This is a genomic window from Allobosea sp. Tri-44 (assembly GCF_004123845.1).
Lineage (GTDB): Bacteria > Pseudomonadota > Alphaproteobacteria > Rhizobiales > Beijerinckiaceae > Allobosea.
In genome coordinates, this window is record NZ_NBDP01000003.1 from 907290 (window position 1) to 933694 (window position 26405).

Below are 26405 nucleotides of genomic sequence, written 5' to 3' on the forward strand. Positions count from 1 at the left end.
ACGATATCGAAGCTCCGTTGCCTGCGGCTCCCGTCATGGAAGCCGACGCACAGCGCACTGATGCGCCGCCGCAACGGTGTTGTCAAAATATGACAGATGCAAGGCAGCCACAGTGCCTGGAACCCGTTCCGATCAGCTGGCGCTGCAAGCTGATCGGAAAAACGGTTTCCAACTCAAAGTGAGAGACGGATTCACCGATCAGGTTGAAGCAACCTGATCGGATCCGGCTCTTGTCAACGTGGCGAGCGCACCACCTGCATGTCGAGCTCGCGGATCTTCTTGCGCAAGGTGTTGCGATTAAGTCCCAGCAGCTCGGCAGCGCGAATCTGGTTGCCGCGCGTTGCCGCCAGGGCGGCCGCGATCAAGGGCGGCTCGACCTCCCGCAGGATGCGGTGATAGAGCCCCGGCGGCGGGATCTGGTCGCCGAAGCCGCCGAAATACTGGTTGAGATGGCGTTCGACCGAACCGGACAGGGTTTCCGCCCGCTCCGGCGCACTGCTGCTCCCAATCTGCACCGGGCCCCCGGTCCCGGGCTGCAACTCCGCCTCGACGATGGGCGCGGTGATGGTATCTTGCGGATAGAGCGCGGCCAGACGCCGCACCAGATTCTCGAGCTCGCGGACATTGCCCGGCCAGCGGTAACGCCGCAGCACATCCATCGCTTCCGAGTCGATCTGCTTGCGCGCCAGCCCCTCCTTTTCGACCAGCGCGAAGAAATGGCGGACGAGATCCGGGATATCTTCGACGCGCTCGCGCAGCGGCGGCAGTCGGATCGGCACGACGTTGAGACGGAAGAACAGATCCTCGCGGAAGAGGCCATGCGCGATCGAGATGCGCAGGTCCTTGTTGGTCGCGGCGACAATGCGGACATTGGTCTTGATCGGAGTGCGTCCGCCGACCGTGGTGTACTCGCCCTGCTGCAGCACGCGCAGCAGTCTCGTCTGCGCCTCCATCGGCATGTCACCGATCTCGTCGAGGAACAATGTGCCGCCCTCAGCCTGCTCGAAGCGGCCCGAGGAGCGGGTCAGCGCGCCGGTGAAGGCCCCCTTCTCGTGACCGAACAGCTCCGATTCGATCAGGTCCTTCGGGATCGCCGCCATGTTGATCGCGACGAAAGGTCCGTTGCGGCGCTTGCCATAGTCGTGCAGGGCGCGGGCGACCAGTTCCTTGCCGGTGCCCGACTCGCCGTTGATCATCACCGTCAGGTCGATCGGCATCAGCCGCGCCAGGGCACGATAGACGTCCTGCATCGCCGGCGATCGGCCGACCAGCGGGATGTCCTCGGGCTCGGCGGCCTGGCTGCGCGGTACGTCGCCGCGCGGACGCGACAGCGCGCGGCCGACGATGGCGACGAGCTCCTTCAGGTCAAAGGGTTTCGGCAAGTACTCATACGCGCCGCGCTCCGAGGCCTTGATCGCGGTCATGAAGGTGTTCTGCGCGCTCATCACGATGATCGGCAGCTCGGGCCGGACCCGCTTGATGCGCGGCAGGAGATCGAAGGCGTTGCCGTCCGGCATCACGACATCGGTGATAATGAGATCGCCAAGACCCTGCGCTGCCCAGGTCCAGAGAGTCGCCGCCTGACCCGTGGTGCGCACCTCGTAGCCGGCGCGGGCGAGTGCCTGGTTGAGGACGGTGCGAATCGCGGCGTCGTCGTCGGCGATGAGAATGTTACCCGTCGGCATGCGGTTCCTATGTCCTGCTCGCCTCTTACCCAGCCCGAGGCGGCTTAGCCTCGTGCAGGGGCAATCGAATTCGAAACGTCGTGCGTCGCTGCGCGGACTCGCATTCGACGATTCCGCCGTGATCGCCGATCACCTTGGCGACAAGTGCAAGTCCAAGGCCACTTCCCTGCGCCTTGGTGGTGACGAAGGGATCGAACAGGTGCTGGTGCAGGTCAGGCGGCACGCCGGGCCCGTTGTCGCGGACGCCGATCTCGAGCGGCAAGGCGAGCCGGGCGCTGGAACCGGGCGCCTGCATGCGGATGCCAGGACGATAGGCGGTCGTGAGCGTGATCTCGCCGTCGATCGCGTCATTGCCGATGGCCTCGGCCGCGTTCTTGACCAGGTTGAGCAGAACCTGGACCAGTTGGTCGCGGTTGCCTGCGACCGGCGGCAGCGACGGGTCGTAGATCTCGCTGAAGCGGATGTGCCGGGCGAAGCCGGACTGAGCCAGCCGCTTCACATGGTCGAGCACATCATGGACATTGACGGGTCCGCGTTCGCTCGGACGCTCGTCGCCGAACAGCTCCACGCGCTCGACCAGTTTCACGATCCGGTCGGCTTCGTCGCAGATCAACTGAGTCAGCAGGCGATCCTCGTCCTGGACCGAGGCCTCGAGCAGTTGCGCCGCCCCGCGGATGCCGGAGAGCGGATTCTTGATCTCATGCGCCAGCATTGCTCCGAGCGCAGTGATCGAGCGAGCTGCTCCCCGATGTGTCAATTGCCTGTCCATTTTTTCAGCAATTGTCCGTTCTTGCAGCAAAAGTACCACCGCGTCTGGCTGGCTGGGCAGTAGTGAAGCAAAGACGTCGACCACCCGGTCGATGCCGAGCCGGGGCGAGGCGAGTTCGAGCCGGTACTCGCTGACGCTGGCACCGCGTCGCTGAACCTCCTCGACCAGCCCCAGCACCGGCGAGCCGAAAGCGACGAGATCGTCGAGGCGCTGGCGCTTCAGCACGAGGGTGCTGGCCTGGAAGAAGTCCTCGGCAGCGGTGTTGGCGTAAAGGATGCCGTGCCCGTCCCCGATGACCAAGACGGGCATGGGCAGGACGTTGAGCGCCTGGACTTCGAGAAGGTCGTACAAGGGATCGTGCTGCCCCTCCGCGCCGTCGTTGAATATCGCCATCGTCATAGGCAGGACTTTCCTGGGTCAGGCGGCAGCGCCCAGAGGGGCGGTCGAGAACAGTTGTCCGAGCGCCGCGATGGCGCGCACAGGCTCGCTGGTCGTCAGTAGCTCGCGGCGCGAGGTTTCGTCCGGCTCCAGCCCGCAAGCGAGCGCCTCGTCGGCATAGGCGGCCAAATGCTTGCGGGCATGGCGGACGCCGGTCTCACGTCCCATCAGCGAGAGCAGGCTCTCGTAATGTTCGCGGGCGACGTCGTGCTTGACGGTGAGCGGGATGTCCGCCGGCTCGCGGCCGGCCAGTGCGGCGCCGATCGCGCCGGGCAGCCAGGGCCGGCCAAGCGCGGCGCGCCCGACCATGACGTAGTCCGCTCCCGATTGCTCCAGGCAGAGCTGCGCCTGCGTGGACGTCGCGATATCGCCATTGGCGATCAGCGGGAATTTGCCCTCCGCCCGCACTGGACGGATCGCGGCCCAATTAGCCTGGCCCTTGTAGAACTGCTGGCGTGTACGGCCATGGACCGTGATCGCAGCCGCTCCGGCCATTGCGGCGCGGCGCGCCAGTTCCGGCGCGTTGCGGCTGGCATCGTCCCAGCCAAGCCGCATTTTGACCGTAACCGGCACCTTCACCGCCGCTACGACCGCTTCGACCAGACCGATTGCGTGATCGAGATCACGCATCAGCGCCGAGCCTGCCCAGCCCCCGACCACCTTCTTCGCCGGGCAGCCCATGTTGATGTCGACAATGTTGGCGCCCGAAGCCTCGGCGACCTGCGCAGCCTCCGCCAGCCAGCGCGCCTCACAACCGGCCAGCTGGACGACATGCGGAGTCACCCCCGCGCCCTCCGCCCGCAGCCGCGCCTCCTCGCTGCCGCGGACGAGCTCATCGGAGGCCACCATCTCGGAGACCACGAGTCCGGCCCCGAAGCGCGCGGCGATGCGGCGCATGGCCAGATCGGTCACGCCCGACATCGGCGCCAGGAAGGCACGCGAGGCCGGGAACAATCCGCCGATCGGCACCTCATGCTCGCCCGAATTTGAGGCAGTTTTCATTTTGCCGATTTATTAGACAAATGCTGCGTCGCGCAAGAGAATTTCGCAGCATGTTGCATCGCAATATCGTCATGATGCGCGTGCGGTGGCTCGGGCAGCGCCGTTGCGGCGGCGTTAGCGGCTTGGCGCGAGAGCTGCGCCGTCCTATCAGCGAGCCTCCAACTCATGGAGTCACGAGGATCGATGACGCCTGCCGTCGCAGCCCTGATCGTCGCCGCCGGACGCGGCCTGCGCGCTGGCGCTGATGCGCCGAAGCAGTATCGGCGGCTTGGCGGCATACCGGTTCTGTGCCGCACGCTTGCCCCCTTCCTGGCCGAGGGCCGGATCGACATCGTGCTCGTGGTGATCGGTGCCGGCGACGGGGCGCGGTATGCCGAAGCGATCGGCCAACTTCCGGAGAACGCACGCGCTCGCCTCTCCGCCCCCGCCGATGGTGGCGAGACCCGTCAAGAGTCGGTCCGTGCAGGTTTGGAGGCGCTTGCCGCCAGCGGCTTCTCGGGCATTGTGCTCGTGCATGATGCGGCCCGCCCCTTCGTTTCAACGTCGCTGATCGAGCGGGCGATGGGAGCCTGTACCCAGGATATTGCCGCGATCCCGGTGCTCGCCGTCACCGACACCGTCAAGCGCGTCGATACCACCGGCCTGATCGAGGAGACCCTGCCGCGCGAGCAACTCGTCTCGGTGCAGACGCCGCAGGCCTTCGCCTTCCAGCCTCTGCTTGCCGCACACCGGGCTGCCCATGCCGCCGGATCCAGCGGCTTCACCGACGATTCCGCCATCATGGAATGGGCCGGCCACCGCGTCGCGACCTTCGCGGGAGATCCGATGAACCTGAAACTGACCCATTCGGACGACTTTGCACTGGCCGAACAGCGCATCGCCAGGTCACTCGTGACGCGCACCGGCACCGGCTACGACGTTCATGCCTTCGCCGACGGCGATCATGTCTGGCTCGGCGGTATCCGGATTCCGCACAGCCGCGGCGTCACGGCTCATTCCGATGGCGACGTCGCCCTGCATGCACTCACCGATGCAGTATTGGGGGCCTTGGCCGATGGCGATATCGGGAGCCATTTCCCGCCCAGCGATCCGCAATGGCGTGGCGCTTCCTCCGACCGCTTCCTCGCCTTTGCCGCCGAACGTGTCCGCCACCGTGGCGGCCGCATCGACCATCTCGACCTGACGATCGTTTGCGAGGGGCCAAAAGTCGGCCCGCATCGCGATGCGATCCGGGTGCGCATCGCAGAGATCGCCGGCTTGCGCATAGACCAGGTCGGCGTCAAGGCGACGACCTCGGAACGTCTCGGCTTCACTGGCCGTGGCGAGGGACTCGCCGCACTCGCTACGGCGACCATCCGCCTTCCGGAGCCAGAGTGACGCCATGTTCGACCTCGACATCCGTTCACTCGCCGCCGAACTGCTCGACATCTCGCGCGAACGCAGCATCACTGTCGCGACGGTCGAGTCCTGCACAGGCGGGCTCGTCATCGGTGCGCTGACGGCGATTTCCGGCTCGTCCAGCATGGTGCTAGGCGGCCTCGTGACCTATTCCAACGAGGCGAAGACGGAGCTGGCCGGCGTCCCCGCCGAGCTTATTCGCGAGCATGGCGCGGTGAGCGAGCCGGTCGCGCGCGCCATGGCGGAAGGCGGCCGGGAACGGCTGTCGTCGAGGCTCGCCGTCGCGATCACCGGCATCGCCGGCCCGGACGGCGGCAACGCGCTGAAGCCGGTCGGGCTGGTGCATTTCGCCTGCGCCGACGGTGCAAGGACGCTGCATCGCGAAAAGCGCTTCGGCGCTCAGGGGCGCGACGAGATCAGGCGCCTCAGTGTGCTGGAGGCGCTCGATCTGCTGCGCGAGGCGGCTCTGGCAGACGATTAGCCGCCGAAAATCACAATCTATCTCGTCGAGAGCTTGCGCCAGACCGCGCCGACAATGTCGGCGTAATCGTCGCTCCACGGCCGAGCAGCGCCGGGGCCGACCTGTTCACGCCAGCCCTGCCGGACGATCGGCCCGGGATCGACTCCGGGGCGCAGGATGATCGCGACATCGGGAGCGACTTTCGCCGATTTGATGTCATCGGGTGACCGGACCGAGGCGTTGATCCAGGCGGAGAGGCCGACTGTCGCAGCCGTGGCGCGAACGACGGACCCGAATTCCATGTTGCGGTTCGAGATGTGCAGCAGGGCCGCGCCATTCGACTTGAGCTTCCGAGCGTAGAGTACAAACGCCTCTTCGGTCAGGAGATGAGTGGGGATGGCATCCGACGAGAAGGCGTCCACCACGATCAAATCGAGCGAGCCGTCCGCCACCTCCGCCAGGGTCAGACGTGCGTCGCCGATGACGAAGCGCGTAGCCGGAGCGCAGGTGCTGAAAAACCGGAATCGCGCGGGGTCAGTCGCGATCCGGATGACCGTCGGGTCTATTTCGTAGAAGGTCCAATCCTCACCGCCTTGAATCTGGCAGGCCAGCGAGCCGGTCCCCACGCCGATGGCAGCCACGGTGCCCAGCTTGCCGCCGCGGGCCTGCCGGAGCGATTGAATGCCCTCGGCGATGCCACCGCCGGCATAGTAGTAGGTCAGCGGCTCAGGCTTTCCGGAAGCCGGTGTGCCGTCCTCCTCGCGCAGTTTCTGCGCACCATGAAGCGTGCTGCCGTGCATCAGCAGGCGGAAGCGACCATCCGAGGTTTCGACGATGCGGTGAACACCAAAGAAGGAACGGACCATGTCCGTCCGGTACGCCTCCTTGGCGATCAATCCGGCGAACGCGACAGCGGCAACGGCAGCGAGCGCCCCGCCTCGCAACCGCGTCATCGGGATTGACGCTAAACGGGGTTGGCAAAGCAGGCCAGCGATGACCAGAAGCGGGTACTCCATCACGGAGTTGAAAAGCGCGGGCGCGAGCAATGCGGAGAAGACCCCGCCCAAAACGCCGCCGAGCGACATCCAAAGATAAAAGGCGGTCAGCCCATTCGTCGAGGGACGCAGGCGCGCGAGCTCGCCATGGGCGACCATCGCCGTGACGAACAGAATGGCGAAATGAAACAGCAGTTCGATCTCCCAGCTGAAGCGGAGAGCGAACACGGCCGTGCCGACATAGAGTACCACGAGCGGCAGCTGCAGGCCGAGCATCCAGCCATGGCGCAAGATCGGTTTGCGCTGAAAAACGATGACGAACGTCAGCAGGAACAGTGAAAGCGGCACGACCCACAGCAGCGGCGCGGCAGCGACGTCGGTCGACACATGAGCGGTAACCGCGACGAGCAACCCGGACGGAACGAATGCTAGAAAAAGCCAACGCAGCTTTCGGCTGAAAGCGATCGGTTCGGCCGCGAGCGGGCTGGGCGCCTTGCCGCCTTCCGAACGCCCGAGGACCAGCCCGGCGCAGCCGGCGATACCCGCCAGCAAAAGCGCGAAACCCCAGGCCCAGGCAGCCGTCTGTGTGGCCAGCCGCAGGAATGGTTCGACCAGGAATGGGTAGGCCAGCAGCGCGAGGAAGCTACCGATGTTGGAAGCGGCGTAGAGGAAATAAGGGTCGCGGGCATGTTCATGGCCGGTTCGCGCGAACCAGGCCTGCAACAAGGGGCCATTCGCAGCCACGGCGAAGAACGGCAAGCCGACCGAGGCTGCGAACAGCGTCAGCAGCCAGGTGATTTCTGCCTCTGCCGGCGGGCGATCGAAGCCGGCGGCGATCCTGATCGGCAACGATGTCAGAATTACCGCCGCCATCAGCGCAATATGGATCAGCGCGGCGCGGCGAACACTGAACCGGCTGACGAGCCAATGGGCGTAGGCGTAGCCTGCCAGCAACATCGCCTGGAAGAAGACCATCGCCGTCGACCAGACGGCCGGCGAGCCGCCGAGCTTGGGCAGCACCATCTTGGCGAACATCGGCTGGATGCCGAAGAGCAGGAAGGCGGAGAGGAAGATGGTACAGGTATAGACCGGCAACACCACGCTCATTCGCCGCGCCCCGACACCGGCACGCGCCTCAACCACCGGAGCTTCCATGGCTTCCCCCTGCCGAAACGGGAGAACAATGGCGCGGACAGCTTAAGACTAGGTGAGCGCGGCCGGGCGGCCACGCCCGTAGATCAGATCCGCGCGCTTCTCGAAAGCCTCCGCGAACTTGTGGAAGGCCTTGTCGAACATCGCGCCCATCAACAGGCCGAGCATGCGGCTGGCGAACTCATAGGAGATGAAGAAGCCGACCTCGCAGCCCTTGTCGTGCGGCTTGAAGCTCCAGCGATTCTCCAGATAACGGAACGGCCCGTCGACATATTCGACCAGGATCTTCAAATTCGTCGGATCGAGCGTGACGCGGCTGGTGAAGGTCTCGCGAATCGCCTTGTAGCCGACGGTCATGTCGGCGAGTACCACCTCGCCGCCGCCCTCGCGCGGCGTGCGCCGGCGAACCGTCAGCCCCTCGCAGAGCGGCAGGAACTGCGGATAATTTTCGACGTCCGCCACGAGCGCATACATCTCTTCGGGCGAGTGCTTCACCCGGCGGGTGCTGTTGAACATCGGCATGATGGGGTGCCGGTCAGTCGCCGAGCTTGGCTGCGCGCGCCGTCCGCAGCTTTGCGAAATCCTCGCCGGCATGGTGCGAGGAGCGCGTCAGCGGCGTCGAGGACACCATCAGGAAGCGCTTCACATAAGCGATGGTCTCGAAGCTCTTGAACTCGTCGGGCGTGACGAAACGCACGACCGGATGATGCTTGCGCGAGGGCGCCAGATACTGGCCGATGGTGATGAAATCGACATCGGCCGAGCGCAAATCGTCCATCAGTTGCAACACCTCGTTCCGCTCTTCGCCGAGGCCGACCATGATGCCGGACTTGGTGAAGATGGTCGGGTCGAGCTCCTTCACCTGCTGCAGCAGCCTGAGCGAATGGAAATAGCGGGCGCCGGGGCGCACGGTCAGATACTTGCCGGGCACCGTTTCGAGATTGTGGTTGAAGACGTCGGGCTTGGCCGCGACCACCACTTCGAGCGCACCCGGCTTGCGCAGAAAGTCGGGCGTCAGGATCTCGATCGTCGTGCCGGGCGAAGCCTTGCGGATAGCGCGGATGACCTGCGCGAAATGCTCGGCTCCGCCGTCCTTGAGATCGTCACGGTCGACCGAGGTGATCACGACATGCTCGAGGCCGAGCTTGGCGACGGCATCGGCGACCTTGCGCGGCTCATGAGCGTCGAGCGCCTCGGGCACGCCGGTCTTGACGTTGCAGAAGGCACAGGCGCGCGTGCAGGTGTCGCCCATGATCATGAAGGTGGCGTGCTTCTTCTCCCAGCACTCGCCGATATTGGGACAGCCCGCCTCCTCGCAGACGGTGACGAGCTTCTCCGCCTTCACGATCTTCTGGGTCTCAGCCCATTTCGGCGAGCCCGGCGCCTTGACCCGAATCCAGTCCGGCTTGCGCAGGATCGGATTCTCGGGCCGCTTCTGCTTTTCCGGATGCCGCAATTCCACCGGCGGCTTCACCTCGGATTTCGGGTTGCCGGCATTGGGGCGCGGATCGCGGTTGAGAAGATCGAGCACGACGGCCATGGACGGGTCCGTTACTGGCGCCGCGCATCAGGGCGCGGCCACTCCCGTCTAGCTAATGCCGAAGTGCGGCGCGAGCAACCCGCGGAGCATGTTCCGCAAAAGTGGACCCCACTTTTGCGACGAGAACATGCTCCAGAATTTTGAGTTGCGCGATTTCTGATCGTTCGACCGTCTCGGTCGAACGGAAAGCGCGCCGCGGGACTCAGTTGCGCACTGCGCGCCAGACCACGATCAGCAGGCAGGCACCGGCGATCGCCGCGATCAGAGTACGCCAGAAGCCGAAGATCGAGATATCCATGAGCTCGGCGATGCGGCTGCCGACGAAGGAACCGGCGACGCCGACGATGATGTTGGTGAAGAGTCCGTGATCGGACGAGGTGACGCGCTCGGCGATCCAGCCGGCGATGACGCCGATCAGCAGCGTCATGAAGAAGCCATAGCCCGGCGTGCCGAGTGCGGCATAGATCTGGTCGTTCATGGTAGTCCCCCTGCCCTCAAAGACCGGCCGTCCGGCCGCGAACGACAACGCAGCGAGCGTCGCCTGGTTCCAGATTCAAGCGATGAAACGGGCGAGCAGCACGACCAGGATCGCGCCGATCACCGCCATCGCCATCAAGTCGAGGAAGCGATGGCCGATGCTCGCCCGCCAGCCGGTGACACGCACGATGCCCTGCCCGACCAGCATGCCGAGCAGTCCGACCACAGCATGGCGCAGGAAGCCACCACCACCGACAACGAGGCTGGCGATGAAGCCCGCGGCGGTACCGAATGCGACCGGAGGCAGAAGCCTGGGCCAGTCGAGCGCGAACTTCCTGCCTGGCGGCAGGATCTCGACCTTGTCGTCGGGGACGACCCGATCGGGCTTGGGGGATTTGCGGGCGCGCGTCATCGGCCGGATATGGTCTCAGCCGCGCGCGAATGCCAGCACCGACTGATCAGGCGATCAGTCTAGCCAGGAAGACCACCACGATCGCCCCGATCGTCGCCGTGATGATCTGTGAGATCAGCGGGTTGCCGATGCCGAGGTTGATGCCCAGAGCCGACAGCAGGAAGCTACCGACGAAGGCGCCGATCAGACCGGTGATGATGTAGCGGATCAGCCCGCCGCCACCCATGACGATGCTGGCGAGCCAGCCGGCGACGGCGCCGATGGCGATGGCGACGAGAATGGCACGAAGGTCCATGGCGATCCTCCCTAGGCAAGCGCCCTATCCAAACAGGCCTGAATGTTGCACGAACCGGTAGCGAGCACACGGGTGGCGAATGCTCCGGGCCCCGCTGCAACCGCCCAGCGCTATCGGGCTATGGCCCCGAGTGCCGCGACGGCGGAGCCGGCTACGGCACCACTGAAATTATGCCCCCCTCCGACCAGCTGCAGTCGCGCAGACAGGCCTCGTGCCTGCGCCCTGGCGACATAGTCACCAGCAAGATCGGGACGGGTATTGTCATCTGCTTGCCCCGTAACAGCGACGATGGCAGTGCCGGAACCAATCCCGGACAGGTAATCGACCGGCGATTGCGAAGAAAAGCCGCCGCGGCGGCCGCGGCTGGAGTTCCAGGCGGGCACATCGCACGGGCAGGATGCCAGCACGATGCCGTTGATCAAGCCGGGGTAATCTCCGGCGATCACGGCGATCGTGCCAGCCCCACCGGAATGCCCGAGCGCCGCGACGGAACGTGCATTGTATTTCTGCTTGAGCTCGCGGATCGCTCCGGCAACGGCGCGGTTATTGCCCGAGTGGAACGTGTCGCGCCGGCCATTATCGGAACCGCTACTTCTCTTTCCGGCGCGGTCGTAATAGCCGGGTCGCAACAGCGCGATCGCGACCACGTTCTTGCGCGAGGCAGCGAACTGCTTTGCATAGGAGTACATGTAGTCCGCCGGCCCACCAGCCGAGACGTCGCCATGAACGAAGACGGCGAGCACCGGCTGGCCACGACCCGCAGGGGGGCCGAAAACTTCATAGGCGAGCCCGTTCGCACAGGTTTCGCCGTCGCAGGCCTCCGCCGGCGCGGCGAACAGCGACAGGGCGAGAAGCATCCACCAAATGTGCGACCGGCCCATGATTTCCCCCTTGCCCGATAGCCTGCTCTAGCGGCGGCTTGTGTCAGGCGTTCAACACCTTGCCATAGGCGTCGAGCACGGCCTCCTTCATCGTCTCCGACAGCGTCGGATGCGGGAAGATGGTGTGCATCAGCTCTTCCTCGGTGGTCTCGAGGTTCATCGCGACGACGAAGCCCTGGATCAGCTCGGTGACTTCCGCGCCGACCATGTGGGCGCCGAGCAGCTTGCCGGTCTTGGCGTCGAATACCGTCTTGACCATGCCGCTGTCCTCGCCGAGCGCCACCGCCTTGCCGTTGGCGACGAAGTTGAAGCGGCCGACCTTGAGCTGGTGGCCGGCTTCCTTGGCCTTGGCCTCGGTCAGGCCGACGCTGGCGATCTGCGGGTGGCAATAGGTGCAGCCCGGGATCATCGCCTTGTCCATCGGGTGCGGGTGCAGGCCCTTGATCGCCTCGACGCAGATCACCGCTTCATGTTCGGCCTTGTGCGCCAGCATCGGCGGGCCGGCGACGTCGCCGATCGCGTAGACGCCCTTGACATTGGTGCGGCAGAGGCCGTCGATCGCGATCACGCCGCGGTCGAGCTTCACGCCGAGCGCCTCGAGGCCGAGATTCTCGACATTGGCGACGACGCCGACGGCGGAGATCATCCGCTCGGCGGTGATCGTCTGCTTGTTGCCCTTGTCGTCCTCGACATGGGCGGTGATGGAGTTGGCCGACTTCTCGACCTTGGTGACCTTGGTCGAGGTCAGGATCTTCATGCCTTGCTTCTCGAAGGCCTTTCGCGCGAAGGCGCCGATCTCTGCGTCCTCGACCGGCACCACCTGCGGCAGGACCTCGACCACAGTCACCTCGGCGCCGAGCGTGCGATAGAAGGAGGCGAACTCGATGCCGATCGCGCCCGAGCCCATCACGACCAGCGACTTCGGCATGGTCGGCGGTACCAGCGCCTCGAAATAGGTCCAGATCAGCTTGCCGTCCGGCTCGAGGCCCGGCAGCGCGCGCGGACGGGCGCCGGTCGCGACGATGATGTGGTCGGCGGTATAGGTGCCCTCACCCTTGGCGCCCTTCGGCACCGGCCCCTGCGGCTGCATCGCCGGCTTCTTGGTCGGGGCGACCACGATCGTGTTGGCCTTGGTGAGCTTGGCCTCGCCCCAGATCACGTCGACCTTGTTCTTCTTCATCAGGAACTGGACGCCGTTGTTCATCCTGACCGCGATGCCGCGCGAGCGCTTCACCACCGCGTCGAGATCGGCCTTGAACGTGCCCTCCAGCGTCAGCCCGTAATCCTTGGCGTGCTGGCCATAGTGCAGGATCTCGGCGGAGCGCAGCAGCGCCTTGGTCGGGATGCAGCCCCAGTTCGAGCAGATGCCGGCGAGGTGCTCGCGCTCGACGATCGCGGTCTTGAAGCCGAGCTGCGCCGCCCGGATCGCCGCGACATAGCCGCCGGGGCCGGAGCCGATGATGATGATGTCGTAATCAGCCATGGGAGGTGCCTCGGCTTTGTCCCCCCCGTTGTGGGAGGCGTTGACGTTGCGGGGCAAGGCCCCGGTTCAAATTCGTTTACGGGCCGGCGATCCGCAGCGCGGGACCACGTGCCGGCAGCGGCAGGCCGAGCAGGCCGTCGACGACGGGCGCCAGCGCCAGCCCGATGGCGCGGGTATTCTCGGCGTCGAGATGGATGCCGTCCGCGCCCGTCACGGTGGCGACCGCTGCGGCATCGAAGAAGCTGGCGCCGATCTCGTCGGCGATGCGGCGGTAATAGGTCGCCAGCAGCGCCATTTTCTCGGGCGCGCCCTCCATGAAGAAATTGGCCTCGTGCTCGGGATCATCCGGCCTGCGCACCAGCGGCGGCGCGACGATCAGCACCTCCGGCACCGGCATGCCGGGCTCGACCGGCGGGCGCTGCGCCACCTGCGCCAGCATCCGCATCGAGCGGGCAACATCGTAAGGCGCAAGCGAGTGCTGGCGCTGGCAGTCATTGGTGCCGAGCATCAGGATCACGAGATCGAGCGGCGCATGGCACTCGATGAAGAGCGGCAACAGCGAGATGCCGGAGCGGTAGGGCCGCAACGGGTCCTCGAGCGCGATCCGCCGGCCGTTGAGCCCCTCCTCGATCACCGTGGCATAGCCGCCGAGCGCCTTCTCCAGCACCCGCGGCCAGCGCACATCGTCGCCGTGCCGTTCCGGGCGGTTGGCGATCCGGCCCCAGGTCAGTGAATCGCCGAAGGCGAGGATGCGGGCCTGGCGGGTCATCGCCGCCTCACACCAGCATCGCCATCGGCTTCTCGATATAGCCCTTGAAGGCTTGCAGCAGCTCGGCACCGAGCGCGCCGTCGACGGCGCGGTGGTCGGTCGAGAGCGTCACCGACATCACGGTCGCGACTGCGAGCTGGCCGTTCTTGACCACGGCACGCGGCTCGCCGGCGCCGACCGCCAGGATCGTCGCATGCGGCGGGTTGATCACCGCGGCGAAGTCCTTGACGCCGAACATGCCGAGATTGCTGACCGCCGAGGTGCCGCCCTGATACTCTTCCGGCTTCAGCTTGCGAGTCTTGGCCCTTGCCGCCATGTCCTTCATCTCGTTGGAGATTTGCGACAGCGTCTTGTGGCAGGCGTCGCGAATGATCGGCGTGATCAAGCCGCCCGGGATCGAGACTGCAACGCCGACATCGGCGTGCTTGTGCTTCAGCATGGCGCCGTCGGTCCAGGAGACATTGGCGTCCGGCACGGCACGCAGCGCCAAGGCCAGCGCCTTGATCACCATGTCGTTGACCGAGAGCTTGTAGGCCGGCTTGCCGTCCTTTTCGGGAGCCGCGGCGTTGAGTTCGGCGCGCAGCTTCAAGAGCGCGTCGAGTTCGCAATCGAGCGTGACGTAGAAGTGCGGAATCGTCTGCTTGGCTTCGGTCAGGCGGCGCGCGATGGTCTTGCGCATGCCGTCATGCGGGATCTCCTCATAGGAGCCCGGCGCGAACAGCTTCTTGGTCTGCTCGTCCGAAGGACCGGCCGCGAGCGGCGCGGCGGCGGGTTTGGGCGCTGCGGGGGCTCCAGCTGCGGGAGCCGGCGCGGCCTTGGCAGCCCCGCCCTGCTTGGCGGCCTCGATGTCCTTCTCGACGATGCGGCCATGCGGGCCGGAGCCCTGGACCTTGCCGAGATCGATGCCGGCGTCCTTGGCGAGGCGGCGTGCCAATGGCGAGGCGAAGGGGCGATCGCCGGAGACCGATTTGCCACCGGTGTTGAAGCCGGATTCGGCTGTGACCTGCGGCGTCGATTCAGGCTTGGCGTCTGCCTTCGGCGCAGGCGCTTCCGACTTGGCGGCTTCGGCCTTGGGCACCTCGGCCTTCGGGGCATCGGCCTTGGCCGGTGCGGAGACGCTCTTGGCGTCCTCGCCCTCGCCGGCGATCACGCCGATCACCTCGTTGACCGCCACATCGGCAGTACCTTCCGGCACGACGATCCTGGCGAGGATGCCCTCATCGACCGCCTCGACCTCCATGGTCGCCTTGTCGGTCTCGATCTCGGCGATGATGTCGCCGGACTTGATCGTGTCGCCTTCCTTCTTCAGCCACTTGGCGAGATTGCCCTTCTCCATTGTGGGAGAAAGCGCGGGCATCAGGATGTTCACGGGCATGGCATCAGCTCACTTTTTGATCGCTGAAAAACGCGTATCGGATCACAGAGGTGTTAGTTCGCTGCACAGGCACGGCCGCCTGCGGTCGATGGTCCACAATAGATCAGCGCTACTCCTTCATCCCGAGACCGGACCGGGAGGAGCATCATGTAGTCGAGCTGTCCGCCGCGATCACAGGACACGTGCCACGACGCAGCCTTTGGCCCGAGTGCTGCCAGGGATTGGCGAGAGTTGACGCACGATCGCCCCCATATACGCCGCGCGAGCTGATTGACCGCCTGCGCGCGGCTCGCCGGCACAAGACGCTCGAACTCGGCGTTGATGAAGGGCGCCGGCTTGACCATCGCCCTCGTAGGCGCTGCCATAGCCTCCGCCGCCGGCAGCGCGCCGAACCCGAACAGACACGCGGCCAGCAAGGCACGGTTTCCGTTCGGTTCGCGGGACGGCGCCATCGGTCAGCCCTCTTTCAGCGGTAGCAGACGGCCTTGGCCGCCGCGACGACATCGCCGATGTTTGGCAATGCCAGCTTCTCGAGATTGGCGGCGTAAGGCATCGGCACGTCCTTGCCGGTGACGCGCGCGACGGGGGCGTCGAGATAGTCGAACGCCGCTTCCATGATCTTCATGCCGATCTCGGCGGTGATGCCCGATTGCGGGAAGCCCTCCTCGACCGCGACGCAGCGATTGGTCTTCTGCACCGAGGCGATCACCGTCTCGATATCCATCGGCCGGATGGTGCGCAGGTCGATGACCTCGGCCTCGATTCCCTCCTTGGCCAGCGCCTCGGCGGCGCCGAGCGCATAGGTCATGCCGATGCCGAAGGAGACGATCGTGACATCCGTGCCGGGGCGCACGACCTTGGCCTTGCCGATGGGAATCGTGAAATCATCGCCCTTGGGCACGTCGAAGGAGCGCCCGTAGAGGATCTCGTTCTCGAGGAAGATGATCGGGTTCGGATCGCGGATCGCGCTCTTGAGCAGGCCCTTCGCGTCGGACGCGCTGTAGGGCATCACCACTTTGAGGCCCGGCACGTTCGAATACCAGGCGGCGTAGTCGTGGCTGTGCTGCGCGCCGACGCGGGCGGCGGCGCCGTTGGGACCGCGGAAGACGATCGGGCAGCCCATCTGGCCGCCGGACATGTAGAGCGTCTTGGCGGCCGAGTTGATGATGTGGTCGATCGCCTGCATGGCGAAGTTGAAGGTCATGAACTCGACGATCGGCTTCAGCCCGGTCAGCGCCGCGCCGACGCCGATGCCGGCAAAGCCATGCTCGGTGATCGGCGTGTCGATCACGCGGCGTGCGCCGAACTCCTGCAGCAGCCCTTGCGTGACCTTGTAGGCGCCCTGGTATTCGGCGACCTCCTCACCCATGACGAAGACGTCGGCGTCGCGCCGCATCTCTTCCGCCATCGCATCGCGCAGCGCCTCGCGCACCGTCATCGAGACGACCTCCGCCCCAGCCGGGAATTCGGAGGAGGCGTCGTAGGATTTCACCTGGGCCGGGACGCTTGGCGCCCCTGCCGCGGGCACCGGGCTCGCCGGTGCCTCGGCGACGGCCTTCTCGGGCTCGGGCGCTGCCTTGGGGGCCGGTGCTTCCGCCTTGGCGCCGCTGGCGGCAGCGGAGGCATCCTCGCCATCGGCGGCGATCACGCCGATCGGGGTGTTGACCGCGACGTTGTCGGTTCCGTCAGCGACCAGGATCTTGGCGAGCACGCCCTCGTCGACGGCCTCGACCTCCATGGTTGCCTTGTCGGTCTCGATCTCGGCGATGATGTCGCCGGCCTTGATCTTGTCGCCCTCGGCTTTGAGCCATTTGGCGAGTTTGCCCTGTTCCATGGTTGGTGACAGGGCGGGCATCAGAATGTCGATCGGCATGAACGCACCCGGAGTTCTGGAGCGGCCGCGAGGGCCTCGATGTCGGGGGAAGGAGGCTAGGCGCGACCCTTTAGGCCTGCGCCGGCTCCCGCAGGATGTCGGTCCAGAGCTCGGAGACGTCCGGCTCGGGATCATGCGTCGCGAATTCGGCTGCGTCGTTGACGATCTCGCGGACCTTGGCGTCGATCGCCTTGAACTCGTCCTCGCCGAGCTTGTGCTCGCGCGTCAGGCGGCCGCGCACCTGCTCGATCGGGTCGTGCTCCTCGCGCATCCTCTGGACCTCGTCCTTGGAGCGGTACTTCGCCGGGTCCGACATCGAATGGCCGCGATAGCGGTAGGTCTGCATTTCCAGGATGTACGGGCCCTTGCCGGTACGAGCGTGTTCGATGGCGCGGCTCGCGGCCTCGCGTACGGCGCGGACGTCCATGCCATCGACCTGCTCGCCCGGGATGCCGAAGGAAACACCGCGCTTCGAGAAATCGGTCTGGGCCGAGGCCCGGTTCACCGACGTGCCCATGGCGTAACGGTTGTTCTCGATCACGAACACGACCGGCAGCTTCCAGAGCTGGGCCATGTTGAAGCTCTCATAGACCTGGCCCTGATTGGCGGCGCCGTCGCCGAAATAGGCCATCGATACGCGCCCGTCCTGGCGATACCAGTTGGCGAAGCCGAGACCGGCACCGAGTGAGACCTGCGCGCCGACGATGCCGTGGCCGCCATAGAAGTTCTTTTCGCGGCTGAACATGTGCATCGAGCCGCCCTTGCCGCGCGAATAGCCGCCGCGCCGGCCGGTCAGCTCGGCCATCACGCCGCGCGATTCCATGCCGCAGGCGAGCATGTGGCCATGGTCGCGATAGCCGGTGATGACCTGGTCGCCATCCTTCGAGGCCATCTGCATGCCGATGACCACGGCTTCCTGGCCGATATAAAGATGGCAGAAGCCGCCGATCAGGCCCATGCCGTACATCTGGCCGGCCTTCTCCTCGAAGCGCCGGATCAGCAGCATCTCGCGATAGGCGTGAAGCTCCTCGTCCCTGGTGAAGGTCGGGACGTTCGGAATCGCCTTGGCGAGCCCCTTTGCAGCGCTCTTCGCCGCCGTTTTTCCGGCTGCCTTCGCAGGCGCCCCTGCGTTCGTCTTCCGGGCGGCAATGGCCATGAACGGGTCCTCCAAGCTCTACTGCTTTGGTTGTAGAGGAAGGTCCAAGCCTTGGCGAGACGGGTATCTCGCACTGCAACATGAATTAAGCTATTGTTGTTACTGTGATAATATGATTTAACCAATTATCGGTTAATCGACCTTTTTGCGACCATCGGCGGTAAAAAAAGCGTCCTCGGCGGAGCTGATCGCGCTGCCGACCCAGCCAAATCGGGTTGAACGTCGATTGGAGCCGGCTCAGCGCCCCATCACCACGACGTCGTTGCGATGGACGCGACCGAGGATGGCGCGGGCCCTTTCCTCGAGCACATCGCGATCGACGGCTTCGTCGCGCATCAGGGTCAGGCGCTTCTCCCAGTCCTGCCGCTCGCTGGTCAATGCGGCGATCTCGGTCTCCATCTCGCCGAATTTCTCGCGCAGGCCGCCCAGGGTCTCGAGCCCGCGAGCGCCATGCTGCGCATGGAACAGGAAATAACCGACCACGGCGCTCGACACGAGGTAGAGCGCGAGGGTGACGAGGATGGAGCGGAGGCCGCGGCGGATGACCATGCGGCCACGGTAGAGTCGCTTGGTTGATGCGCCGTTAACGAAATGCGCCAAGAACGGTGAGCGCGGGGTCTACCGGGGCTGACTCACCCCGCCCCAGCGCGATCAGGTCGGCTTCGATCCGGCGAGCGATCGGCAACCGATAATGCGCCGGATCCCAATAGTTCGCATCCTCGCGGGTGAGCACCGAGGGATGCCCATAATCGGCCATCACCGCCTGCTGGCGCGCTGCGATCGCGGCGATCTCGGCCTTGCAGGCCTCGAAGCGCTGCCAGGCGGCACTGCCCTCGCGCGGCAGGGCGCCGGCGTGCACCGGCGGTAGCACAATCAGGCGCCGCGTCGTGGTCGGAAAGGCGGCCAGCCGTTGCTCGAGCCAGGCGAGCGCCGGAAACTGCCAGCGCGCGCGCTCGGCGGCGGCGACCACCACGGGCGGCGATTGCGGCGTGAGGTCGGGCGCATGGCCACCGTAACCGCGGTAGAGATGAAAGCGTGCACGAGCGAGATCATAAGTGCCCTCGGGCGGGGTGAAGACCTCGTAGCCGTCGCCGCGCAGGCGCGCGGGCTGCAGGCCGAGCCGATGGGCGGCGAGGCGCAGCGCGATCTCGAGCGTGGTGAAGTTGAGCTGCTTTGGCCAGTCGTTCCAGGCGCTGTCGTCATAGAGCCAGGGCGGGAACGGCCGCGGCGTCAGCCGGCGGGCCTCGCTGGCCGCATCGGCCTCGCACCAGTTCTGGTCGATGCCCCAGATGACGAATTTCGGCTTAGCGACCTGGCGCGCGAAGAGACCGGCAATCTGCGTCTGCTCCCAGGGCGTCGCCGCGTTCATGCCGAGATTGGCGAAGCGGGCGGAGAGCCCCGTCGACAGAAGCGCCGGATCGAGCAGGCGCAGCGTCGAGGTGCCGAAGACCGCCGAATCGAAGGCGCCGGACCTCACGATCTGCGGGTACATGAAGCGCTGGTTGAGATCCATCAGCGGCCGGGCCGGCTGGCCGGCCTGTACACGCGCGCCATAGGGATCGAGCGTGGCGATGAAGCCGAAGAGCAAAGCCGTCAACGTCAGCGCGGCGAGCGCGAACGCCTTGCTCCAGCCGCGCCAGCCTTGCTGCACACGGGTCGAATCCGCTGCTGTCCTGAGTTCCTTCGCCATCGACGCGGCTTCTGCCACGATGTGCCCGCCGGAACAATGTTGACCGACGCGTCCCACCTGCCTATGTCAGCGGCCCAGTGAGGGCGGGTAGCTCAGTGGTAGAGCACGTGACTTTTAATCATGTGGTCGAGGGTTCGATCCCCTCCCCGCTCACCATTCCGATCCAGTACTAGCGCCAGATTCCGTTCGGCACGCTCGGCCTCAGCCGAGACGGCTGACCGTTCCCCGGGGACGCATCCGACGCTGCGGCGGCATCTGCCCCTCGGTACCGACGCCGCCATATCCTGGCGCGATCGCCCCCGCATAGCCATCGAGTTCCCAGCAGCGCCAGCGCTGGTAGTCGGCTGCCGTCGCCGCCTCCGAGCAGGCCAGCCATTGCGAGCGTGGCCAGAAGGCCGCGGCGGGCGCTGTGGTCGCAGCTACACCGAGTGCGGCAAGCCCGAGGATCATGAGGTTCCTGCTCATCCTGCCCTCCCAGGGTCGTCCTGACCGACCGCTAGCAAAGCTCGCAGAGCTTACCGAAGCGCTAAGCGCCTCCGCCGCGTGCTTCCGCGTTCGCCAAACAGCAAGCGCATGGCTGCCCATCTGCGAACCAAACCTCCGGTTGTGCGTTGTTTGGTCATTCCGCAGATGCGGAAACGACAGGAGGATACCTCATGTACAAGCGTCACGTTGCATTGACGGCTATCGGCGGCGTCATGCTTGCCGCCGCTGCCGTTGCGCAGACAACCGCGCCCTCGAACCAGCCGCCGAGCCCGCAGCCGACCGCGCCTGCAACCAGCGCCCCGGCGACACCGGCACCAGCCGCGGAAACCGCCAAGGCCCCGGAGAACAATCTCGCTGGCCAGGGCAAGTGGCGGGCCTCGAAGCTGATGGGTGTCGACATCTACGGTCCCGACAACAAGAAGGTCGGCGACGTCACCGAGGTGGTGTTCGACAAGACCGGCAAGATCGAGCTGGTCACCGTCGGCGTCGGTGGCTTCCTCGGCATGGGCTCGAAGGATGTCGCAATCCCGTTCGAGCAGGTTCAGTGGAGCGAGGAGCCGATGGTTACACCGGGCCCTGCCCCGTCGGGCGGCACCGGTGCGGGCGGCAGCACCGCGATGAACGCACCGCCGGCCGCCAAGAAGGGACCGGAGATGTATCCGGACCACGGCAAGATCACGATGACCAAGGATCAGCTGACGTCCGCTCCGGCCGTGACTTACGCCGCCCGCTGAGGACGGCTCGACCTAATCATCACAGGCTCGCCCCTCCCGGGGCGGGCCTTTTCTTTGCCCAACGGCTCAATCGTCGAGTTGGGCCCGCATAGCGGGCAGCGCTTCCGGCAGGTCGTCAGCGATGAGACCTAGGCCGAGCTCTTCACCGGCGCGCCCATGCAGCCAGACGGCGGCGCAGGCGGCCTCGAAGACCGGGACCTTCTGCGCCAGCAGGCCAGCGATGATTCCGCCAAGAACATCGCCAGCGCCGGCGGTTGCCAAGGCGGGCGAGCCGGTATCGTTGATCGCAGCACGGCCGTCCGGCGCCGCGATGACCGTGTCCGGGCCCTTGAGAACGACGACGGCTCCTGTCAGCCGGGCGGCTTGCCGTGCCCGCTCGAGCTTGCCGCGCTCCGGCTCGAAGCCCGCGACCTCACCGAACATCCGTTTGAATTCGCCCTCATGCGGCGTCAGCACCGCAGTGCCGGCGCGGCGGCGAAGCTGGGCAACGAAAGCAGGCCGATGCGCGCCGATATGCGTGAGCGCATCGGCGTCGAAGACGCAGGGCAAGGCTCCGCGCAAGGCGGCCGCCACCCATGACCGCGCTTCGGCATCGAGCCCGAGCGCCGGCCCGATCAGCAGCGCATGGACCTTTCGCTCCGAAAGCATTGCCTCGAAGGCTGGGGTATCCTTGGCCGAGGCTTGCATTAGTGCGTCTGGCCCCCGCGCCGCATGCGCTGCCAGCGCCTCCGGCCGGCAGATGATCGTCGCGAGACCGGCGCCGATGCGCAGCGCCGCCCGCGCGCCCAGCCTAGGCGCCCCGGTGCCCGAAAGCCCGCCCGCGGCAACAGCGACGGCGCCACGGCCGTATTTGTGAACTCCGACGGCATGGTCCGGCAGATGTGTGCGCCAGAGGGCCGGAGCATTGCGGAAGACCAATGGCGCGATCCTGCCCGACGCGAAGGCGATTTCGGGCTGGATGCCAATATCCGCCAGCGTGACGACACCGCAGAGCGCTCGGCCGGGATGAAGCAGATGGCCGGGCTTCAGCCGGAAGAAGGTTACGGTCTCAGCTGCACGGATGGCCGTACCTTGGACCAACCCAGTATCGCCGTGGACGCCGCTCGGCACGTCGACTGCGACGATTGGCCGGCCCGCCGCGTTGACGCGCTCGACCAGAGCCGCAAGCTCGCCCGAGATCGCCCGGCCAAGTCCGGCGCCGAACAAGGCGTCGACGACGAGATCATGCTGCGCGGGGTCTATTGCGCCGATCGTCTCGATCGGGCCGGCCCAGTTTTCTGCCGCCAGTGCGGCGTCTCCCGTCAGAGCCGCTCGCTCCCCTGCAAGCGCGAGCGTCACGCGGCAGCCGCGCTCTGCCAGGAGACGCGCGGCGACGAAGCCGTCGCCGCCATTATTGCCGGGACCACAGAGCACGAGGACGCGCTGGCCAGGCCGGACCCGCCGCGTCACCGCATCGGCGACCACCCTGCCCGCCTTTTCCATCAGGACGATGCCGGGCGTGCCGGCGGCGATCGTAACCGCATCCACTGCCGCCATCTCGGCGACGCTGAGCAGGGCCAGGGCGGAAGGAGTGACGGTCGTCATCGGCACATCATTGTCCGCCAGCCCGGCAACTCGGGCAAGCACATGCGGCAATATCCACGTTTGCACTCATAATAAGCATTTGCATAATTTTTAGACTGTTTTTCGCCGCTTCAAGAGGCGGTTTGGCTGGGACACCATCATGGCGGCTCGCCTGCGCCGATGCTATGAGCAGAACAGGCGAGGTTTTGCTGGACGCGCCGAGGTTGATCCGGACGGGCCGAGATGGTCAGAACGGAGGCAGGCTGCGTACAGTGGTGCAAGCTCACGCCAAGGAGGTCGGTCGGCGCATGAAGAAGATCGAAGCGATCATCAAGCCCTTCAAGCTCGACGAGGTGAAGGAGGCGCTGCAGGAGGTCGGTCTCCAGGGCATCACGGTGCTCGAGGCGAAGGGTTTCGGCCGCCAGAAGGGTCATACCGAGCTCTATCGCGGCGCCGAATACGTGGTCGACTTCCTGCCGAAGGTGAAGATCGAGATCGTCCTGGCCGACGACATGGTCGAGCGCGCGATCGAGGCGATCAAGAAGGCCGCGCAGACCGGCCGGATCGGCGATGGCAAGATTTTTGTATCGAGCGTGGAGGGGGCGATCCGTATCCGCACCGGCGAGTCCGGCGCGGACGCGATCTGAGGATATTTCCCCAACACCCAAGGAATGCGTGCGCCAGCGAAACGCGCGGGCAACGTCAGTCGTGAGACCCTAGCAGTCGACAAAGGAAGTCGTGAGATGAAGAACGCCAAAGAAGTCCTGAAGGCGATCAAGGACAATGACGTCAAATACGTCGACTTCCGCTTCACCGACCCGCGCGGCAAGTGGCAGCACGTCACCTTCGACATCACCATGATCGACGAAGAGATCTTCGCCGAAGGCACGATGTTCGACGGCTCCTCGATCGCTGGCTGGAAGGCGATCAACGAGTCCGACATGCTGCTGATGCCGGACCCGACGACGGCCTGCATCGACCCGTTCTTCTCGGCCTCGACCATGGTCATCAACTGCGACGTGCTCGAGCCGGCGACCGGCGAGCCCTATGGCCGTGATCCGCGCGGCATGGCCAAGAAGGCCGAGGCCTACCTCAAGTCGACCGGCATCGGCGATACCGTCTATGTCGGTCCCGAGGCCGAATTCTTCGTCTTCGACGACGTCAAGATCGCCGCTGACCCGTACAACACCGGCTTCAAGCTCGACAATGTCGAGCTGCCGATCAACGGCATGACCGAGTACGAGGGCGGCAACCTCGGCCACCGCATCGCCACCAAGGGCGGTTATTTCCCGGTTCCGCCGCAGGATTCGGCGCAGGACATGCGCGGCGAGATGCTGGCAGCCATGGCAGCCATGGGCGCCAAGGTCGAGAAGCACCATCACGAGGTCGCCTCGGCCCAGCATGAGCTCGGCCTGAAGTTCGACACCCTGACGCACATGGCCGACCAGATGCAGGTCTACAAATACTGCATCCACAATGTCGCCCAGAGCTACGGCAAGACCGCGACTTTCATGCCCAAGCCCGTCTATGGCGACAACGGCTCCGGCATGCACGTCCACCAGTCGATCTGGAAGAACGGCAAGCCGATCATGGCCGGCAACAAGTATGCCGACCTGTCGCAGGAATGCCTCTGGTACATCGGCGGCATCATCAAGCACGCCAAGTCGCTGAACGCCTTCACCAACCCCTCGACCAACTCCTACAAGCGCCTTGTCCCGGGCTATGAGGCCCCGGTGCTGCTCGCCTATTCGGCGCGCAACCGCTCGGCCTCCTGCCGTATTCCGTGGACGACCTCGCCCAAGGCCAAGCGCGTCGAGGTCCGCTTCCCCGACCCGATGGCGAATCCCTATCTCGCCTTCGCCGCCATGCTGATGGCCGGCATCGACGGCATCGTGAACAAGATCGATCCCGGCCCGGCGATGGACAAGGATCTCTACGACCTGCCGCCGCGCGAGCTGAAGAAGATCCCGACCGTCTGCGGCTCGCTGCGCGAGGCGCTGGATTCGCTGAAGAAGGACAACGCCTACCTCAAGGCCGGCGGCGTCTTCAACGACGACTTCATCGAGAGCTATATCGAGCTCAAGATGCAGGACGTGGCGCGCTTCGAGATGACGCCGCACCCGGTCGAGTTCGCGATGTACTATTCCTACTGAGCGTCAGGCTCAGGAGAGTTCCTCCCGACTGCGGCCTGGCCGTGGTCCACCTTATGAACCGGGGCGGCAACGCCCCGGTTTTTTTTTATCGTCCAGCCCCGCCGGCGGATCAGATCGGGCTCAGAGATAGCGGTTGTGGCCGAAGGTGACGCTGCCAACGGCGGTTGCGAGGTCGTTGCCGTATTCTGCGGTGCCGACCCGGTTCATCGTCGTGCCGGTGAAGACTGCAGGTACGATGCCGCCGATACTGGCACTGCGTACGATGTTGCCGGAGACCACGACCGATCGGCCCGAATTGGTGACCGCCTCGTTCGACACGCCGATGCCGATGGCGACATTGCGGACCAGATTGCCGGTGACGACCAGGTCCCGCGCTGCAGTGTTGATACCAGCCATGATGCCGACACGTGCCGCACCATCGACGAGATTGCCCGACACGACGCAATCCTGCTCCACGACGATCGCGTTACCGATGGTCGAGGGCGGATAGTAACCTGCGTCCGGGATCGGGTTGTCGATGACATTCGAGATGCGGTTGCCTTCAACCACCACGCTGCGCGAGACGCCATCACTGAACTGGCCGGAATTGGCGACGAGGATGCCGCTGCCGACCGTGTCGAGGCTGTTGTTCGAGACGATGCACCCGGTCAGATCGATCCCGGCGCCGGGCGCCTCGATGAAGATCGCCACCTCCCGCGTGTTGTAGATGTTGTTGTTGCTGATGTTGTGCAGCCCGCCGCCATTGCAGCGGATCGCCGAGAACTTCGTGCTGAAGATCTTGTTGTCGGTAACGGTCACGCCGATCGCACGGAAGATGCTGACGCCGTTGCCGTTCTGACCGGTTCCGCCGGCGACTGTGTCAACGCCATTGATGAAATTGCCCGTGACCGTGGAACTGTCGCCGGTGATCGTGTCGCGCCAGATGGCGATGCCGTTGTTCTGCATGCCTGCGAGCGTGTTGCTGAGCGCCTTGATCTGCGCGTTCTCGCTCCAGATCCCGACGGAGTGGTTGCCGAAGTAACAGGCGCGGAAAACCGCGCCGGACGAGCTCGCGACATAGGCACCGATGCCCGGTGAATTCAGCACCTGGCAGTTCTCGAACGAGACGTCCTGAGCGTTGCCGGCGATAGCGATGAAGGCCGGACGACCGGACACATAGTCGGACAATGCCCGGTTCTGCCCGTCGAAGGTGATGCCGTCGAAATGGACTTGATTCTGACCTTCGATCCGCAGGAACGTATTGGTGCCGTTGAAGCGCAACACCACTGATCCGGGCATCGCCCGCGCGAACAGCGGCTTGCCGCCGCCATTGCTAGAGAGAACCGTGGTTGTAGGAGAATCATAGACGCCGGGCTGGAAAAACAGCGGCCGATTCTGGCTACGTGCATAGTCGAAGACGGTTTGCAGATTGGTGAACGCCGTCCAGCCCGTGCTGGCGGCAGCGGTGCGCGCCACGACGGTATCGTCGAACAGAGCATATGAAGGCATGCGCTTTTCCTCAATGAATCATGGAGAACATAACAAGAACATACATGGGATAAAATTCCTTACCTGTCAAGTTCCAAGTGCCTGGCCACTCCTCATGGGCCGCTTTCCGATCTGCGAGCGACCGCACCCGC

General features: G+C 65.4%; 25 protein-coding genes and 1 tRNA gene. 6 read left to right on the forward strand and 20 right to left on the reverse strand.

The genetic code is table 11. The features are described 5' to 3' along the window. Window positions 1-233: 233 nt before the first annotated feature. The 3 genes from ntrC to dusB form a co-directional block, all read right to left on the reverse strand. Window positions 234-1685, reverse strand: a complete 1452-nt coding sequence (ntrC, locus tag B6S44_RS04345) for a nitrogen regulation protein NR(I) (protein ID WP_129155487.1) — start codon at window positions 1683-1685, stop codon at window positions 234-236. 25 nt (window positions 1686-1710) lie between these two features. Continuing rightward, complete coding sequence (locus B6S44_RS04350; RefSeq protein ID WP_248309445.1) at window positions 1711-2763, reverse strand: two-component system sensor histidine kinase NtrB; 1053 nt, start codon at window positions 2761-2763, stop codon at window positions 1711-1713. 108 nt (window positions 2764-2871) lie between these two features. Then, window positions 2872-3894 (reverse strand): tRNA dihydrouridine synthase DusB, encoded by a 1023-nt coding sequence (gene dusB / locus B6S44_RS04355; protein ID WP_129155489.1) that lies wholly within the window; start codon window positions 3892-3894, stop codon window positions 2872-2874. A 183-nt stretch (window positions 3895-4077) separates the two neighbouring features. On the opposite strand from dusB, the gene B6S44_RS04360 reads away from it, so the two are divergent. Both B6S44_RS04360 and B6S44_RS04365 read left to right on the forward strand, forming a co-directional pair. Continuing rightward, the gene (locus tag B6S44_RS04360) at window positions 4078-5271 is read left to right on the forward strand and encodes a bifunctional 2-C-methyl-D-erythritol 4-phosphate cytidylyltransferase/2-C-methyl-D-erythritol 2,4-cyclodiphosphate synthase (protein ID WP_164985719.1); all 1194 of its coding nucleotides are present in this window, start codon (window positions 4078-4080) and stop codon (window positions 5269-5271) included. A 4-nt stretch (window positions 5272-5275) separates the two neighbouring features. Further along, on the forward strand, window positions 5276-5773 hold the full coding sequence (locus B6S44_RS04365; protein WP_129155491.1) for a CinA family protein: 498 nt from the start codon (window positions 5276-5278) through the stop codon (window positions 5771-5773). A 17-nt stretch (window positions 5774-5790) separates the two neighbouring features. Here the strand turns inward: B6S44_RS04365 and B6S44_RS04370 are convergent, their stop codons facing one another. The 14 genes from B6S44_RS04370 to B6S44_RS04435 all read right to left on the reverse strand — a co-directional run bounded on the left by B6S44_RS04370 (window position 5791) and on the right by B6S44_RS04435 (window position 19850). Continuing rightward, window positions 5791-7902, reverse strand: coding sequence for a fused MFS/spermidine synthase (locus B6S44_RS04370; RefSeq protein WP_129155492.1), 2112 nt, complete (start codon window positions 7900-7902; stop codon window positions 5791-5793). Between the two features lie 48 nt (window positions 7903-7950). Continuing rightward, window positions 7951-8421, reverse strand: a complete 471-nt coding sequence (locus tag B6S44_RS04375) for a type II toxin-antitoxin system RatA family toxin (protein ID WP_129155493.1) — start codon at window positions 8419-8421, stop codon at window positions 7951-7953. A 13-nt stretch (window positions 8422-8434) separates the two neighbouring features. Next, the gene (gene lipA, locus B6S44_RS04380; protein ID WP_129155494.1) at window positions 8435-9439 is read right to left on the reverse strand and encodes a lipoyl synthase; all 1005 of its coding nucleotides are present in this window, start codon (window positions 9437-9439) and stop codon (window positions 8435-8437) included. Window positions 9440-9641: 202 nt separating this feature from the next. Next, window positions 9642-9917 carry a GlsB/YeaQ/YmgE family stress response membrane protein gene (locus tag B6S44_RS04385; protein WP_129155495.1) on the reverse strand — a complete coding sequence of 92 codons (276 nt, stop codon included), beginning with the start codon at window positions 9915-9917 and terminating at the stop codon, window positions 9642-9644. Window positions 9918-9992: 75 nt separating this feature from the next. Further along, the gene (locus tag B6S44_RS04390) at window positions 9993-10328 is read right to left on the reverse strand and encodes a GlsB/YeaQ/YmgE family stress response membrane protein (RefSeq protein ID WP_129155496.1); all 336 of its coding nucleotides are present in this window, start codon (window positions 10326-10328) and stop codon (window positions 9993-9995) included. Between the two features lie 46 nt (window positions 10329-10374). Beyond that, entirely contained in the window at window positions 10375-10623 is a 249-nt protein-coding gene (locus B6S44_RS04395; RefSeq protein WP_110491347.1) for a GlsB/YeaQ/YmgE family stress response membrane protein, read from the reverse strand. Window positions 10624-10733: 110 nt separating this feature from the next. Further along, window positions 10734-11480 (reverse strand): alpha/beta hydrolase family protein, encoded by a 747-nt coding sequence (locus B6S44_RS04400; RefSeq protein WP_129155497.1) that lies wholly within the window; start codon window positions 11478-11480, stop codon window positions 10734-10736. A gap of 67 nt (window positions 11481-11547) precedes the next feature. Continuing rightward, window positions 11548-12987: a dihydrolipoyl dehydrogenase gene (gene lpdA / locus B6S44_RS04405; RefSeq protein WP_129155498.1), complete on the reverse strand. Its 1440-nt coding sequence runs from the start codon at window positions 12985-12987 to the stop codon at window positions 11548-11550. 76 nt (window positions 12988-13063) lie between these two features. Then, window positions 13064-13756, reverse strand: a complete 693-nt coding sequence (locus tag B6S44_RS04410; RefSeq protein ID WP_129155499.1) for an SGNH/GDSL hydrolase family protein — start codon at window positions 13754-13756, stop codon at window positions 13064-13066. Window positions 13757-13763: 7 nt separating this feature from the next. Continuing rightward, window positions 13764-15131, reverse strand: coding sequence for a pyruvate dehydrogenase complex dihydrolipoamide acetyltransferase (locus B6S44_RS04415; protein WP_129155500.1), 1368 nt, complete (start codon window positions 15129-15131; stop codon window positions 13764-13766). 466 nt (window positions 15132-15597) lie between these two features. After that, window positions 15598-17004 (reverse strand): pyruvate dehydrogenase complex E1 component subunit beta, encoded by a 1407-nt coding sequence (locus tag B6S44_RS04420; RefSeq protein ID WP_129155501.1) that lies wholly within the window; start codon window positions 17002-17004, stop codon window positions 15598-15600. 70 nt (window positions 17005-17074) lie between these two features. Continuing rightward, complete coding sequence (gene pdhA / locus B6S44_RS04425) at window positions 17075-18160, reverse strand: pyruvate dehydrogenase (acetyl-transferring) E1 component subunit alpha (RefSeq protein ID WP_129155502.1); 1086 nt, start codon at window positions 18158-18160, stop codon at window positions 17075-17077. 237 nt (window positions 18161-18397) lie between these two features. Continuing rightward, complete coding sequence (locus B6S44_RS04430) at window positions 18398-18709, reverse strand: FtsB family cell division protein (protein ID WP_129155503.1); 312 nt, start codon at window positions 18707-18709, stop codon at window positions 18398-18400. Window positions 18710-18743: 34 nt separating this feature from the next. Beyond that, a complete protein-coding gene (locus B6S44_RS04435; protein ID WP_129155504.1) occupies window positions 18744-19850 on the reverse strand; it encodes a hypothetical protein in 1107 nt (368 codons plus the stop codon). A gap of 81 nt (window positions 19851-19931) precedes the next feature. Between B6S44_RS04435 and B6S44_RS04440 the strand changes: the two genes are divergently transcribed. Further along, a tRNA-Lys gene (locus B6S44_RS04440) sits at window positions 19932-20006 on the forward strand. A 45-nt stretch (window positions 20007-20051) separates the two neighbouring features. On the opposite strand, the gene B6S44_RS04445 is transcribed toward B6S44_RS04440, so the two are convergent. Next, window positions 20052-20315, reverse strand: a complete 264-nt coding sequence (locus B6S44_RS04445) for a hypothetical protein (protein WP_129155505.1) — start codon at window positions 20313-20315, stop codon at window positions 20052-20054. 191 nt (window positions 20316-20506) lie between these two features. Between B6S44_RS04445 and B6S44_RS04450 the strand changes: the two genes are divergently transcribed. Continuing rightward, window positions 20507-21070, forward strand: coding sequence for a PRC-barrel domain-containing protein (locus B6S44_RS04450; protein WP_129155506.1), 564 nt, complete (start codon window positions 20507-20509; stop codon window positions 21068-21070). Window positions 21071-21136: 66 nt separating this feature from the next. On the opposite strand, the gene B6S44_RS04455 is transcribed toward B6S44_RS04450, so the two are convergent. Further along, window positions 21137-22654 (reverse strand): NAD(P)H-hydrate dehydratase, encoded by a 1518-nt coding sequence (locus tag B6S44_RS04455; RefSeq protein WP_129155507.1) that lies wholly within the window; start codon window positions 22652-22654, stop codon window positions 21137-21139. A 287-nt stretch (window positions 22655-22941) separates the two neighbouring features. Here B6S44_RS04455 and B6S44_RS04460 point away from each other — a divergent pair, with 287 nt between their 5' ends. Both B6S44_RS04460 and glnA read left to right on the forward strand, forming a co-directional pair. Continuing rightward, window positions 22942-23280 (forward strand): P-II family nitrogen regulator, encoded by a 339-nt coding sequence (locus tag B6S44_RS04460; RefSeq protein ID WP_057192756.1) that lies wholly within the window; start codon window positions 22942-22944, stop codon window positions 23278-23280. Between the two features lie 96 nt (window positions 23281-23376). After that, on the forward strand, window positions 23377-24786 hold the full coding sequence (gene glnA / locus B6S44_RS04465; protein ID WP_129155508.1) for a type I glutamate--ammonia ligase: 1410 nt from the start codon (window positions 23377-23379) through the stop codon (window positions 24784-24786). 120 nt (window positions 24787-24906) lie between these two features. Here glnA and B6S44_RS04470 read toward each other — a convergent pair whose 3' ends face one another. Continuing rightward, window positions 24907-26274 (reverse strand): TIGR03808 family TAT-translocated repetitive protein, encoded by a 1368-nt coding sequence (locus tag B6S44_RS04470; RefSeq protein ID WP_129155509.1) that lies wholly within the window; start codon window positions 26272-26274, stop codon window positions 24907-24909. Window positions 26275-26405 lie beyond the last annotated feature (131 nt).